This window comes from Kitasatospora sp. NPDC088779 (assembly GCF_040685395.1).
Taxonomy (GTDB): Bacteria; Actinomycetota; Actinomycetes; order Streptomycetales; family Streptomycetaceae; genus Kitasatospora.
Genome location: NZ_JBFBHW010000004.1, coordinates 225447 through 238122, shown reverse-complemented (window position 1 = coordinate 238122; position 12676 = coordinate 225447). Strand labels below are relative to the sequence as shown.

General features: G+C 72.1%; 13 protein-coding genes and 2 tRNA genes. 6 read left to right on the top strand and 9 right to left on the bottom strand.

The annotated features are described in order from the left end of the window. Positions 1-50 precede the first annotated feature (50 nt). From AB0P03_RS05360 to AB0P03_RS05340, 5 genes are all read right to left on the bottom strand, one after another. A complete protein-coding gene (locus AB0P03_RS05360) occupies positions 51-884 on the bottom strand; it encodes an ABC transporter permease (protein ID WP_363627885.1) in 834 nt (277 codons plus the stop codon). Continuing rightward, positions 881-1885, bottom strand: a complete 1005-nt coding sequence (locus AB0P03_RS05355; protein ID WP_363627884.1) for an ABC transporter ATP-binding protein — start codon at positions 1883-1885, stop codon at positions 881-883. The genes AB0P03_RS05360 and AB0P03_RS05355 overlap by 4 nt, the downstream gene beginning before the upstream one ends. A 157-nt stretch (positions 1886-2042) precedes the next feature. Continuing rightward, positions 2043-2118 (bottom strand) — tRNA-Gly (locus AB0P03_RS05350). A gap of 39 nt (positions 2119-2157) precedes the next feature. Continuing rightward, positions 2158-2230, bottom strand: a tRNA-Gly gene (locus AB0P03_RS05345). A 137-nt stretch (positions 2231-2367) separates the two neighbouring features. After that, complete coding sequence (locus AB0P03_RS05340; RefSeq protein WP_063348519.1) at positions 2368-2685, bottom strand: Lsr2 family protein; 318 nt, start codon at positions 2683-2685, stop codon at positions 2368-2370. A gap of 468 nt (positions 2686-3153) precedes the next feature. On the opposite strand from AB0P03_RS05340, the gene purS reads away from it, so the two are divergent. The 4 genes from purS to AB0P03_RS05320 all read left to right on the top strand — a co-directional run bounded on the left by purS (position 3154) and on the right by AB0P03_RS05320 (position 7280). Next, on the top strand, positions 3154-3408 hold the full coding sequence (purS, locus tag AB0P03_RS05335) for a phosphoribosylformylglycinamidine synthase subunit PurS (RefSeq protein WP_045692676.1): 255 nt from the start codon (positions 3154-3156) through the stop codon (positions 3406-3408). Then, on the top strand, positions 3405-4106 hold the full coding sequence (gene purQ, locus AB0P03_RS05330; RefSeq protein ID WP_363579827.1) for a phosphoribosylformylglycinamidine synthase subunit PurQ: 702 nt from the start codon (positions 3405-3407) through the stop codon (positions 4104-4106). Before purS ends, purQ begins: the two co-directional genes overlap by 4 nt. Beyond that, a complete protein-coding gene (gene purL, locus AB0P03_RS05325) occupies positions 4106-6361 on the top strand; it encodes a phosphoribosylformylglycinamidine synthase subunit PurL (RefSeq protein ID WP_363579826.1) in 2256 nt (751 codons plus the stop codon). Before purQ ends, purL begins: the two co-directional genes overlap by 1 nt. A 91-nt stretch (positions 6362-6452) precedes the next feature. After that, positions 6453-7280 carry a sterol carrier family protein gene (locus tag AB0P03_RS05320; RefSeq protein ID WP_363627883.1) on the top strand — a complete coding sequence of 276 codons (828 nt, stop codon included), beginning with the start codon at positions 6453-6455 and terminating at the stop codon, positions 7278-7280. 19 nt (positions 7281-7299) lie between these two features. Here the strand turns inward: AB0P03_RS05320 and AB0P03_RS05315 are convergent, their stop codons facing one another. Beyond that, the gene (locus AB0P03_RS05315) at positions 7300-8187 is read right to left on the bottom strand and encodes a DUF3152 domain-containing protein (RefSeq protein WP_363627882.1); all 888 of its coding nucleotides are present in this window, start codon (positions 8185-8187) and stop codon (positions 7300-7302) included. Between the two features lie 122 nt (positions 8188-8309). On the opposite strand from AB0P03_RS05315, the gene AB0P03_RS05310 reads away from it, so the two are divergent. Beyond that, positions 8310-8729: a DUF3151 domain-containing protein gene (locus tag AB0P03_RS05310; protein WP_350876615.1), complete on the top strand. Its 420-nt coding sequence runs from the start codon at positions 8310-8312 to the stop codon at positions 8727-8729. Positions 8730-8840: 111 nt separating this feature from the next. Here the strand turns inward: AB0P03_RS05310 and fbaA are convergent, their stop codons facing one another. Then, positions 8841-9863, bottom strand: a complete 1023-nt coding sequence (gene fbaA, locus AB0P03_RS05305; RefSeq protein ID WP_063348525.1) for a class II fructose-bisphosphate aldolase — start codon at positions 9861-9863, stop codon at positions 8841-8843. Between the two features lie 342 nt (positions 9864-10205). Between fbaA and AB0P03_RS05300 the strand changes: the two genes are divergently transcribed. Further along, entirely contained in the window at positions 10206-10925 is a 720-nt protein-coding gene (locus tag AB0P03_RS05300) for a VTT domain-containing protein (RefSeq protein ID WP_363627881.1), read from the top strand. A gap of 100 nt (positions 10926-11025) precedes the next feature. Here the strand turns inward: AB0P03_RS05300 and pyrE are convergent, their stop codons facing one another. Together pyrE and AB0P03_RS05290 are read right to left on the bottom strand one after the other, a co-directional pair. Beyond that, positions 11026-11562 (bottom strand): orotate phosphoribosyltransferase, encoded by a 537-nt coding sequence (gene pyrE, locus AB0P03_RS05295; protein WP_280673778.1) that lies wholly within the window; start codon positions 11560-11562, stop codon positions 11026-11028. 30 nt (positions 11563-11592) lie between these two features. Continuing rightward, entirely contained in the window at positions 11593-12606 is a 1014-nt protein-coding gene (locus AB0P03_RS05290; RefSeq protein ID WP_363627880.1) for an SRPBCC family protein, read from the bottom strand. Positions 12607-12676: the final 70 nt, after the last annotated feature.

Below are 12676 nucleotides of genomic sequence, written 5' to 3'. Positions count from 1 at the left end.
GAACGGGGGTCTGACCTTCGCACTTCCGGAGAGGGTGCCCGCCGGGGGCGTCAGCGGCGCGACTCCCAGCGGAAGTAGCGCACCGCGCCCCAGACCGCCAGGCCGAGCCAGACGGCGCCGGTCACCAGGTGCGGGGCGGCGGTGGACCAGGTGCCGGCGAAGCCGGTGGCGGCGGCCGAGCCGTCGCTGCCGGTCCAGCCGATCCGGATCAGCTGGAAGGCCGGGGTGGTGGGCAGCAGGCGGCAGAAGTCGGCCAGCCCGGGGGGCATGATCTCCAGCGGGATGAGCAGGCCGGAGCCGAACTGGGAGACCAGCAGCACCGGGAGGGTGGTGATGCCGGCGGTCTCGACGGTCTTGGTGAAGGCGCTGGAGACGGCGGCCAGTGCGATGAAGACGGCGATGCTCAGGACCAGCCCGACGGCCAGCAGCAGCGGGTTCACCGGCGTGCTGAGCTTGAGAAGGACGGCGGCGCCGACGCCGACCACGGCGCACATCATCAGGGCGAGGCTCACCGAGGGCACCGCCGTGCCGGCCAGGATCTCGATGTCCCGGGCCTCGCCGGTGCGCAGCCGCTTGAGCACCAGCTCGTTGCGGCGGGCGACGTACGCGGCGGTCAGGTTGTAGTAGACGACGAAGGCGAGGACGCCGCCGATGGTGCCGGTGATCAGCAGCGTGTCGACGTCCAGTCCGGGGTGGGACTCGGCCTGCTGCTTGAGCATGTTGTGCCGGCCGGCGATCAGCAGCAGCGGCAGCAGCAGCGCGGTGAACAGGGCGGCCCGGTTGCGCAGCAGCAGGGTGGCCTCGGCGCGGCCGAGGGAGAGCAGCCGGCGGGCGGTGGTGCTCTGCGGGCCGGCGGCGGTCTTGGCGGCGGTGGCGGTGGTCATCGGGCGGATCCGATCAGGCGGCGGCGGGCGGTGGGGGCGGCGGGCGACTGGGGCGGGGCCTGGTGGGCGGCCTCGGAGGCGATGGCGAGGAAGGCCTCCTCCAGTGAGGCGCTGCGGGCGTCCAGGGAGCCGAGCGCGATCCCGTGCTGCTGGGCCCAGCCGAGCAGTTCGAAGAGGGTGCGCTGGAGGCCGCCGGTCTGCACGGTGACCTTGCGGCCGTCGACGGTGATCTCGGCCCCGGCGAGGACCGGCAGCGCCGTCCCGGTGAACTCGGGGAGTTCGAAGCTGATCCGGGAGGGCCGGCCGGCGATCACCTCGGCGACGGTTCCGGTGGTGACGACCCGGCCGCCGTGCATGATGGCCAGCCGGTCGGCGAGCTCCTCGGCCTCCTCCAGGTAGTGCGTGGTGAGCAGCACGGTGGTGCCCTGGGCGCGCAGTTCGCGGACCAGCCGCCAGACGGCGGCGCGCGCCTCGGGGTCGAGGCCGGTGCTGGGCTCGTCCAGGAAGAGCACCTCGGGGCGGCCGAGCAGGGCCATCGCGAGGTCGAGCCGGCGCCGCTCGCCGCCGGACAGCTGCTTGACCCGGACGTCGCGGCGGTGGCCGAGGCCGACCAGCTCCAGGGCCTCGTCGACCGGGCGGGCGCCGCTGGTCATGCCGGCCCAGCTGCGGCCGGTCTCGGCGATGGTGAGGTCGCCGGGGAAGCCGCCCTCCTGGAGCATGATGCCGATCCGCGGGCGGACGGCGGCGCGCTCCCGGTGGGGGTCGTGGCCGAGCACCCGGACGGTGCCGCCGGTGGGGGCGGCCAGGCCCTCGATGAGCTCCATGGCGGAGGTCTTGCCCGCCCCGTTGGTGCCGAGCAGGGCGAACAGCTCACCGCGGCCGACGGTCAGGTCGACGCCGCGGACGGCGTGGTAGCCGGTGGTGCCGGTGCCGTAGTGGCGGTGCAGGTCGGTGACCTCGATCACGCTGTCGCCGGGGCGGAGGGGCTGGCTCGTTTCCATGGCTCAAGCCTTCCGCCTCCCCGGCCGGGCGGGCAGTGCGCGCCGTCATGAGCCGGCGGTGGAGATCCACGGGTCGGCGATGACAAATGTCATGGGCCGGGATCGGCGTGGAACGGGAATGCCGAAAGGCCCCCTCGATCGAGGGAGCCTTTCGTTCTGGAGCGGACGACGAGATTCGAACTCGCGACCCTCACCTTGGCAAGGTGATGCTCTACCAACTGAGCCACGTCCGCAGGTCTTACTATGGAGTTGTGCTGTGCTCGCGCACTGCGAGCGGACGACGAGATTCGAACTCGCGACCCTCACCTTGGCAAGGTGATGCTCTACCAACTGAGCCACGTCCGCACGGTGCCTGGTGGGGCACCCGCCGCCTCTCCGGATCTCTCCGTTGCGGCGACGAGGATTACTCTACAGCATCGTTCGGGGTGGTCGCCCCACCCTTTCGGTCCAGGCGGGCGGGGCGACCGGGGTGCCCGGGGCGGTCAGTTCGCCTCGGCGAACTGCTCGTACACGTGCTTGGGGATGCGTCCGCGGGCCGGCAGCTCCATGCCGCGCGACAGGGCCCAGGCGCGCACCGCGGCCGGGTCCGGGGTGAGCGCGGTGCGGCGGAAGGACTTTCCGGTGCGGCTCTGGCGGCGGCCGGCCGCGACGAACGGAGCGAGGGCCTCCCGCAGCTTTTCCGCGTTGTCCACGGACAGGTCGATCTCGTACGACTTCCCGTCGACGCCGAAGTGGACGGTTTCCGCCGCGGCGCCGCCGTCCAGGTCGTCGGAGAGCGTGACAACTACACGCTGAGCCATGGGTGTCAATCCTCTCGGGCAATTCGGCCGCCGGTCCGCGGGGTGCGTCCGGGGGCCTGATGTGCACCCACTCGCGCAAGCGCATACGGGCAGGCCTGGTGGCCCGCCGGATACGCAGCACTTGCCGCGACAGGTGGCCCTATTCTGCACCCGAAGGGGGTCGAAATCGAAGAGTCCGGCATTCTTTTCCGGATATTCACGTGTCTTCGCCGGAGTGCCGGATACCGGAGTGCGGGACGGGTCGATCTGTCCCGGAGTGCCGTATTCGGGTGTTCTTCGGGTGTTCTCGTTCCGGGGGTCGAATCCGTGGAAACCGCGCGGCCCCGCCGGGGGTTCACGGGCTTGGATCCCTTGCCGCGTAAGGGTCTCGAGTCTACGCGCGTCGCCTGCCCCGGCCAGCAATCCCGCCCGAAACCCCCGGTAGTCTGGAGTTCCCCCGCCTCACCGAAGACACCACCGGGAGTGCCAGTGGCACGCGTCGTAGTCGACGTCATGCTCAAGCCGGAGATCCTCGACCCCCAGGGCCAGGCGGTGCAGCGTGCACTGCCCCGTCTCGGATTCACCGGGATCGCCGACGTCCGCCAGGGCAAGCGTTTCGAGCTGGAAGTGGAGGGCCCGGTCGACGACGCCGCGCTCGCCCGTATCCGCGAAGCCGCCGAGACCTTTCTCGCCAACACCGTGATCGAGGACTTCACCGTCCGCGTCGAGGAGGCGGCGAAGTGACCACCCGCGTCGGCGTCGTCACTTTCCCCGGCTCCCTCGACGACCGTGACGCCCAGCGCGCGGTCCGCCTGGCCGGCGCCGAGCCGGTCGCGCTCTGGCACCGTGACAAGGATCTCCACCAGGTCGACGCCGTCGTCCTGCCGGGCGGATTCAGTTACGGCGACTATCTGCGCTGCGGCGCGATCTCCCGCTTCTCGCCCGTGATGGACACCGTCATCGAGCAGGCGAAGCTGGGAATGCCGGTCCTCGGTATCTGCAACGGCTTCCAGGTGCTCTGCGAATCGCACCTGCTGCCCGGCGCGCTCACCCGCAACGACTCGCTGCACTTCGTCTGCCGCGACCAGAAGCTGCGCATCGAGAACACCGGTACCGCCTGGACCCGGGATTACTCGGCGGGCCAGGAAATCGTCGTTCCGCTGAAGAACGGCGAGGGCCGGTTCGTCGCCGAGGAGCGCGTCCTGGACCAACTGGAGGCGGAGGGCCGGGTGGTGGCCCGTTACGTGGCCCGCGGCGATGCCGCTGACGGATGCGGTAACCCGAACGGTTCGTACCGCGACATCGCCGGCATCACCAACGCCGCCGGCAATGTCGTCGGCCTGATGCCGCACCCGGAGCACGCCGTGGAGCCGCTCACCGGTCCGACCGTCGAGGGCCTGGGCTTCTTCACTTCCGTCCTGAAGCAGCTGGTGAACGCCTGATGAGCCTCGACACCGTCAAGAACGCCGAGCAGACCCCGGACGTCGCCCAGCCCTGGGCCGAACTCGGGCTCAAGGAGGACGAGTACGCGCGCATCCGCGAGATTCTCGGCCGCCGCCCGACCGGCGCCGAACTCGCGATGTACTCGGTCATGTGGTCGGAGCACTGTTCGTACAAGAGCAGCAAGGTCCACCTGAAGCAGTTCGGCGACAAGAAGCCCGACTCGGACGCGATGCTCGTCGGCATCGGCGAGAACGCCGGTGTGGTCGACGTCGGCCAGGGCTACGCCGTGACCTTCAAGGTCGAGTCGCACAACCACCCGTCGTACATCGAGCCCTACCAGGGCGCGGCCACCGGCATCGGCGGCATCGTGCGCGACATCCTGGCGATGGGCGCCCGCCCGGTCGCCGTGATGGACCCGCTGCGGTTCGGCGCGGCCGACCACCCGGACACCCGGCGCGTGCTGCCCGGGATCGTCGCGGGCATCGGCGGCTACGGCAACTGCCTGGGCCTGCCGAACATCGGCGGCGAGGTCGTCTTCGACTCCTGCTACCAGGGCAACCCGCTGGTCAACGCGCTGTGCGTGGGCGTCATGAAGCACGAGGACATCCACCTCGCGCAGGCCTCCGGCGCCGGCAACAAGGTCATCCTGTACGGAGCCCGCACCGGCGGCGACGGCATCGGCGGCGTCTCCGTGCTCGCCTCCGAGACCTTCGACGACACCAAGCCGACCAAGCGTCCGGCCGTCCAGGTCGGCGACCCGTTCCAGGAGAAGCTCCTGATCGAGTGCACCCTGGAGATCTTCCGGGAGAAGCTCGTCAAGGGCATCCAGGACCTGGGCGGCGCGGGCCTGTCCTGCGCGACCTCGGAGCTGGCGAGCGCCGGCTCCGGCGGCATGCGGGTCGAGCTGGACACCGTGCCGCTGCGCGACAACACGCTCTCGCCCGAGGAGATCCTCATGAGCGAGTCGCAGGAGCGCATGTGCGCCATCGTCGAGCCCGGCAAGGTCGACCGCTTCCTGGAGATCTGCGAGAAGTGGGACGTCATCGCCACCGTCATCGGTGAGGTGACCGACGGCGAGCGCCTGGAGATCTTCTGGCACGGCGAACTCGTCGTCGACGTGCCGCCGCGCACCGTCGCCCACGAGGGCCCGACCTACCAGCGCCCGTACGCCCGCCCGAGCTGGCAGGACGCGCTGCAGGCCGACGCCCCCACCGGCGAGCGGCTGGCCCGCCCGACCACCGGCGAGGGCCTCAAGGCCGACCTGCTGAAGGTCGCCGGCTCCCCGAACCAGGCCTCCAAGTCCTGGATCACCGACCAGTACGACCGCTACGTGCTCGGCAACACCGTGCTCTCGGTCGGCGAGGACTCGGGCATGATCCGGATCGACGAGGAGACCAACCTCGGCGTCTCGGTCGCCACCGACGGCAACGGCCGCTACACCAAGCTGGACCCGTACACCGGCGCCCAGCTGGCCCTCGCCGAGGCCTACCGCAACGTCGCGGCCGGCGGCGCCAAGCCGCTCGCGATCTCCGACTGCCTCAACTTCGGCTCCCCCGAGGACCCGGACGTGATGTGGCAGTTCGCCGAGGCCACCCGCGGCCTGGCCGACGCCTGCCTGGTGCTCGGCACCCCGGTCACCGGCGGCAACGTCTCGCTGTACAACCAGACCGGCGAGGTCGCCATCCACCCGACCCCGGTGGTCGCGGTGCTCGGCGTCATCGACGACGTCACCCGGCGCACCCCGGTCGCCTTCGCCGAGGAGGGGCAGCTGCTCTACCTGCTCGGCGACACCGCGGACGAGCTCGGCGGCTCGGCCTGGTCGCAGGTGGTCCACGACCACCTCGGCGGTCTGCCGCCCAAGGTCGACCTGGAGCGCGAGCGGCTGCTCGGCGACATCCTGATCGCCGCCTCGCGCGACGGCATGATCGACGCCGCGCACGACCTCTCCGACGGCGGCCTCGGCCAGGCGCTCGTGGAGAGCTGCCTCAAGGGCGGCCACGGCGCGCGGATCATCGTGCCCGAGGGCGCGGACCCGTTCGTGTTCCTGTTCTCCGAGTCGGCCGGCCGCGCTGTCGTGGCGGTGCCGCGCAGCGAGGAGCTCCGGTTCAACGACATGTGCACCGCGCGCGGCCTGCCGGCCACCCGCATCGGTGTCGTGGACGGCGAATCCCTGGACGTCCAGGGCCAGTTCACCGTCTCGCTGGCCGAGCTGAAGGACGCCCACACCGGCGTCATCGAGGCTCTGCTCGCCTGACCCGCGCGGTTCGAGGGGCGGACGGTCCGACGGGGCCGTCCGCCCCTCGGCGTGTGCGGGGCTGTCCGCCCCTCGGCGTATGTTGGGGGCCATGCCCCCCAAGCCCCGTACCTACCAGCCGCAGAAGGTGCGCACCGCGCTCGCGGCGCAGACCGGCGCGCTGCGCGACGCCGTCCGGCAGCTGTGTGAACGCCCGGACGCCGAGCAGTGGTTGGCCCGGCCGACCAGGCTGGGGGAGTGGACGGTCCGCGAGCTGATCGCGCACCTCGCCGTCCAGCTCGACTTCGTCCCCGAGCACCTCGACGATCCGCTGGAGGGGCGGGCACCGTTGGACCTGCCGGGGTGGGTGGCCGCGGTCGGCACGGTCGCGCCGCTGCTCGACGAGCAGGCCCGGGCGAGGGCCGCGGGCGACTTCGGCGGGGACGCGGCCTCGGTGGCGCAGGCCTTCAGCCGGGCGGCGGACGCGCTGACCGGTCTGCTGGACCGGCCCGAAGCCGCCGACCCGGTACGGCGGTTCGAGATCCGGCTGGGCTCGATGACACTCGCCGACATGCTGGTGACCAGGCTGGTGGAGACCGTCGTGCACGCCGACGACCTGGCCGCCGCGCTCGGCCTCGACGGCTTCCCGCACGACCGCCAGGCCGTCGCCGCCGTCACCCGGCTGCTGGCCGACGCCTTCGCCGACCGCGCGCCGGGCGGCGCGGTCGAGCTGCGGATCCCGCCGTACGCCGTCGTGCAGGCCGTCGAGGGCCCCCGGCACACCCGGGGCACCCCGCCGAACGTGGTCGAGACCGACCCGCTGACCTGGATCCGGCTGGCCACCGGCCGGGCCGACTGGGCCGCCGCGGTGGACGCGGCGGCGGTCTCCGCCTCCGGCGAGCGCAGCGACCTGCGGGAGTACCTGCCGGTGCTCGGGTAGCCGCGCTTCGGGGGGCGTCCTACGGCACCGACGGCCCGCTGAGGTAGGTGCCGTTCTCCGAGTACGGCCAGGCGTTGGGCTCGCAGCCCTTGAGTCCGTAGATCTGCTGCATCATCGCGGGCGCCGGCTTGCCCGGGCCGGGGCAGGTCTCGTGCCCGTGGCCTATCCGGTGGCCGACCTCGTGGTTGATGATCAGCGCCCGGTACTCGTCGAGCGGGCCGCTGAACTGCGGTGAACCGGTGTTCCAGCGCTTGGAGTTGACGAGCACCTGGTTGCCGACGTTGCAGTTCACCTCGCCGTGGGTGTCCAGGCCGGAGGCGCCGCAGATCCGGTCCACGGTGGCCGGCGAGGCGATCTTCACGGTGAAGTCGTACCCGCCGCCGGCGACCAGCTGGAAGCCGTTCCTGCGGTCGTTGGTCCAGCCGCGCCTGTCGCCGAGGAAGCCGTGGATCTGGGCGGCGGCGGCGCCGGCGTCGATGCCTATGCCGTCCTCGACCTCCACCCGGTAGCGGCGCACGGTGCCGCGTCCGACCGGCTGGGCGGTGGCGGCGGCGATGCTGAAGGTGCCCGCGCCCTTGGCCGGGCCGGGGTCGGGCGTGGTGGGCGTGGTGGGGGTGGGTGTCGAGGACGGGGCGGGGGGCTCGCTCGGGGTGTCGGTCGGCGTCGGGGTCGGCGTCGGGCCGGCGGGCGAGGGAGCCTGATCGGTCGGCGGGGCGATCCGCGCCTGGGCGGTCGGCCCGCCGTCGGGCGCGTCGGAGGAGCGGGTCAGCACGACCGCCGTACCGCCCAGCACCGCCACCGCCGTGACCAGCGCCGCGAGCATGCCGGGCCCGAGCCGGCGCGGCGGCCGTCGGCGTCGGCGGCCGCGGGCACTGCCGCTCCTGGCGGCGGATCTGGCTGCGGGCATGATCGACACCCTGACATGGCGAACGGGTGAATGTCCACATACCGGGTATGCAGGCGCCCGGCGGCCGCCGCCGATCCCGGGACGGCGGTTGACCCTGGCGTCCCGGATGGCAGACTGCCTGCATGGCGATTCACCGGAATCTTCTCGACGGCCCCGATCCGACCCTTCTCCCGGAGGACGAGCAGCCCTACCGCATGCTGGCGGAGGAATCGGCCTCACCCACCCAGGTGGCCGCCGACTTCCCGACCTTCTGCCTCGCCTGGGCGATGCTCGCCGACGACGCCTACGCGGCCGGCCGCTACGTCGAGTCCTACGCCTACGCCCGCACCGGCTACCACCGCGGCCTGGACGCGCTGCGCCGCAACGGCTGGAAGGGCCACGGCCCCGTGCCGTGGGAGCACCGCGGCAACCGCGGCTTCCTGCGCTGCCTGGCCGGGCTCGCACGGGCGGCCGGCGCGATCAAGGAGACCGAGGAGGAGGCCCGCTGCTGGCAGTTCCTGAAGGACAGCAGCGCGGAGGCGTACGCGGAGCTGAAGCAGTAGACCCGCACGGCTGCTGAGGCAGCAGACCCACACACGGATGCGCCCCCGGTGAAGTCCACCGGGGGCGCACCCGCGTTCACGCCGTGGCCGGGCTCAGCCCGGCCGCCGGGCTCACTTCAGACGGTTGCCGGCCGAGCGCAGCTGCTGGGCGGCCTCCAGCACACGGGCGGCCATGCCCGCCTCGGCGAGCTTGCCCCAGGTGCGCGGGTCGTAGGTGTTCTTCTTGCCGACCTCGCCGTCGACCTTCAGCACACCGTCGTAGTTGCGGAACATGTGGTCCACGACCGGGCGGGTGAAGGCGTACTGGGTGTCGGTGTCCAGGTTCATCTTCACGACGCCGTTCTCCAGCGCGGTGGCGATCTCCGCCGCGGTCGAGCCGGAACCGCCGTGGAAGACGAAGTCGAACGGGTCGGTCTTGCCGTACTGCTTGCCGATCGCGTCCTGCAGCTCGCGCAGCAGCTCCGGCTTCAGCACGACGTTGCCCGGCTTGTAGACGCCGTGCACGTTGCCGAACGAGGCGGCCAGCAGGTAGCGGCCCTTCTCGCCCAGGCCCAGCGCCTCGGCGGTGCGCACGGCGTCGTTGACGGTGGTGTACAGCTCGTCGTTGATCTCGTGGGTGACGCCGTCCTCCTCGCCGCCGGTCGGGGTGATCTCGACCTCAAGGATGATCTTGGCGGCGGCGGCCTGGGCCAGCAGCTCCTGGGCGATCGCCAGGTTGTCGGCGAGGGTCTCGGCCGAGCCGTCCCACATGTGCGACTGGAACAGCGGGTTCTGGCCCTTGGCCACGCGCTCGGCGGAGACCGCCAGCAGCGGGCGGACGTAGCCGTCCAGCTTGTCCTTCGGGCAGTGGTCGGTGTGCAGCGCGACGGTGATGTCGTACTTGGCGGCGACGATGTGCGCGAACTCGGCCAGCGCCACGGCGCCGGTCACCATGTCCTTGTTGTGCTGGCCGCCCAGGAACTCCGCGCCACCGGTCGAGATCTGGATGATGCCGTCGCTCTCGGCCTCGGCGAAACCACGCAGTGCGGCGTGCAGGGTCTGCGACGAGGTGACGTTGATGGCCGGGTAGGCGAACTTGCCCGCCTTGGCCCGGTCCAGCATCTCGTTGTAGACCTCGGGAGTTGCGATGGGCATGCGATCCGCTCCTGTCGGGTTGCGGCGTACGGACGGTGCTGTCCGACGCTGTGTACGCCTTCGGTACGACTCCGTGCCGGCCGCCGACGCGCGGCGCTGCGGTGTGGCTCTCCGGCACCAAGGTTCGAGCGACCTCCGCGGTACGGCAATGAGGGTGGTGTGCCGCTGCGGACCGGACGCCCGTGCCATCCTCCCAGACTCGTGCCCGCAGGTCAGCAGGAGCCCGCCAGTCGGACCGTCGCCGCCGCCGACGCGGACGGCCCGCTCCTGCGACGTTCGGCGGACACCGGATACACCTGCCGGGCGAAGCCTCCGTACAGGACGGCCCGCTATCCTGCGGCCGTGGACTACAACCAGCTGGCCGTCAACCTGCTCGACGCCAAATCACTGATCTCGTCCCTCGGCGCCATCGGGCTGATCGCGATCATCTTCGCGGAGACCGGCCTGCTGGTCGGCTTCTTCTTCCCGGGTGACTCACTGCTGATCATCGCCGGCGTCGCGGCGTCGAACGCCGCCTCGTCGGTGCTCGGCGACGGCGCCAAGCTGCCGATCGCCGTCCTGCTCGTCGGCGCCCCGGTGGCCGCGGTCGCGGGGGCCCAGCTCGGGCACCTGATCGGGGTCAAGGTCGGGCCGAAGATGTTCGACAAGCCCGAGTCGAAGATCTTCCGCCGCGAGTACGTGATGAAGGCGGAGGAGTACTTCAACAAGTTCGGGCCCGGCAAGGCCGTGGTGCTGGCCCGCTTCATGCCGATCGTCCGGACCTTCCTCAACCCGGTCGCGGGCACCCTGGAGATGCCCGCCCGGACGTTCTTCCTGTGGAACGTCATCGGCGGCGTGCTCTGGACCGAGTCCATGCTGCTGATCGGCTACTTCTTCGGCGACGCGCTCGCCCCGGTGATCGACAAGTACCTGATCCCGGCGGTGCTGCTGATCGTCCTGCTCTCGATCTCGCCGATCCTGATCGAGGTCCTGCGCGAGCGCAAGAAGCGGAAGGCCGGCGGCGCCGTGGAGAACGCCGAGGCCGACGCCGTGCAGAGCGGCGGCCGCCACCGGCGCGGCTGAGCACCGGGGCTTCGCGCACGACACGCGAAGGGGCCGGGTCCCGTCTCACGTTTCACGTGAAACAGGACCCGGCCCCTCGTGCTGTCAGGTCCGGCCGGGCTCAGAGGCCCAGGTCGTCCAGGGTGTAGGCGGTCACGTACGGCAGGCCCTGCGCCTCGACCGCGGCCGCGCCGCCGCGCTCCACGATCACCGCGACGCCGACCACCTCGGCACCCGCCTCGCGCAGCGCCTCGACGGCGGTCAGCACCGAGCCACCGGTGGTGGAGGTGTCCTCGACCGCCAGCACCCGGCGGCCCTTGACCTCCGGGCCCTCGATCCGGCGCTGGAGGCCGTGCGCCTTGCCCGCCTTGCGGACCACGAAGGCGTCCAGCTCACGCCCGCGCGCGGCGGCGGCGTGCAGCATCGCGGCGGCCACCGGGTCGGCGCCCAGGGTCAGACCGCCGACGGCGTCGTACTCCAGGTGCGAGGTCGCGTCCAGCATCACCCGGCCGACCAGCGGGGCGGCCTGGCCGTCCAGCGTGATCCGGCGCAGGTCGACGTAGTAGTCGGCCTCCTTGCCGGAGGAAAGGGTGACCTTGCCGTGTACGACGGCCTTGTCCTTGATCTGTGCCAGCAGGGCGTCGCGGTCGTTGCTCATGAGCGTCCAGTCTAGGCCCTCTCCCGCCGGTCAGCGCCGACGCAAGGCCCTGACCAGCACCACGGCGCCACCCAGCAGCGCGACCCCGCCGCCGATCACCCACGGCACCGCGCTGCGGCCGCCCGAACCCGGCACCACGATCCCGCCGGCCTCGCCGCCCCAGCGGGACGCCGCCCGGGCCCGGGCACTACGGGCCGGCAGCGCCGGGGCGTACCGCCCGCGCGGCGGCGCGTGGTCCACCTCCTCGGCCGACCGGCCGACGATGCTGCGGCGCACCGGGCCGCCGCCCGCCGGCCCCTCCTCGTACTCGAAGAGCGGCTCGGCGGGGAGCTCCTCGGCGACGCCCTCCTCGGGCCCGTCCCCGTCGCCGCCGCCGGTGGGCAGGCCGAAGCGCTCGGCGTCGGCGTCGGAGAAGGCGATCAGGTCGGACAGGTCGTCGTCGAGGTCGTCGCCGGGCTGGTCCTGGTGCTCCTCGATGAACACCACGCCGGCGTCGGTCTCGGTCCCGCCCTCGGCCCCGGCCTCGCCACCGGTCTCCGGGTCGCTCTCGCCGTCGCCGTCGCCGTCGCCGTCGCCGTCGCTCTCGCTCTCCGGCTCGGCGTCCGGGGAGGCGAGCGCGGTGGCGAACCGGTCCAGCAGACGGCGGCCGGCGGCGTCGAGGGTCTCCTCGTCGAACTCGGTGAGCCGGCCGGTGGCGCTCAGGTCGCCGGTGAAGCGGACCACCGCGGTACCGTCCTCGGCGCCGTCCGCGACGCTGACCCGGACGGTGGCGGTCGCCTCGCCGCTGCCACGGGCCTCCTGGCCCTCGGCGAACACGGTCAGCACGCCCTCGCGCCCCTCGATCAGGGACAGCACGCCCCTGTACGTGATGGTGGAGCCGCCGATCCGCAGCTTCAGCCGGCCGCCGATCTCCTCCGCCGGCCCACCGCCGACCGCGGCCGGCTCGGTGCTCAGCCCCGGCACGCTACGGGCCAGCAGAGCCGGATCCTGCAAGGCCTGCCGCACCAACTCGGCGGGCATCGGGACGACAACCTCATGCTCCATGTCAGGGAGCCTACCGACCCAACCCCGCCCGGTCCCCACCCACCGCCACCCGACTTCCCCGGACCACCGG

What these genes read in the sequence shown, in the direction of transcription:
- AB0P03_RS05360 (WP_363627885.1), bottom strand. Translation starts at nt 884, where the DNA reads ATGACCACCGCCACCGCCGCCAAGACCGCCGCCGGCCCGCAGAGCACC.
- AB0P03_RS05355 (WP_363627884.1), bottom strand. Translation starts at nt 1,885, where the DNA reads ATGGAAACGAGCCAGCCCCTCCGCCCCGGCGACAGCGTGATCGAGGTC.
- AB0P03_RS05340 (WP_063348519.1), bottom strand. Translation starts at nt 2,685, where the DNA reads ATGGCTCAGCGTGTAGTTGTCACGCTCTCCGACGACCTGGACGGCGGC.
- purL (WP_363579826.1), top strand. Translation starts at nt 4,106, where the DNA reads ATGAGCCTCGACACCGTCAAGAACGCCGAGCAGACCCCGGACGTCGCC.
- AB0P03_RS05320 (WP_363627883.1), top strand. Translation starts at nt 6,453, where the DNA reads ATGCCCCCCAAGCCCCGTACCTACCAGCCGCAGAAGGTGCGCACCGCG.
- AB0P03_RS05315 (WP_363627882.1), bottom strand. Translation starts at nt 8,187, where the DNA reads ATGCCCGCAGCCAGATCCGCCGCCAGGAGCGGCAGTGCCCGCGGCCGC.
- AB0P03_RS05310 (WP_350876615.1), top strand. Translation starts at nt 8,310, where the DNA reads ATGGCGATTCACCGGAATCTTCTCGACGGCCCCGATCCGACCCTTCTC.
- fbaA (WP_063348525.1), bottom strand. Translation starts at nt 9,863, where the DNA reads ATGCCCATCGCAACTCCCGAGGTCTACAACGAGATGCTGGACCGGGCC.
- pyrE (WP_280673778.1), bottom strand. Translation starts at nt 11,562, where the DNA reads ATGAGCAACGACCGCGACGCCCTGCTGGCACAGATCAAGGACAAGGCC.
- AB0P03_RS05290 (WP_363627880.1), bottom strand. Translation starts at nt 12,606, where the DNA reads ATGGAGCATGAGGTTGTCGTCCCGATGCCCGCCGAGTTGGTGCGGCAG.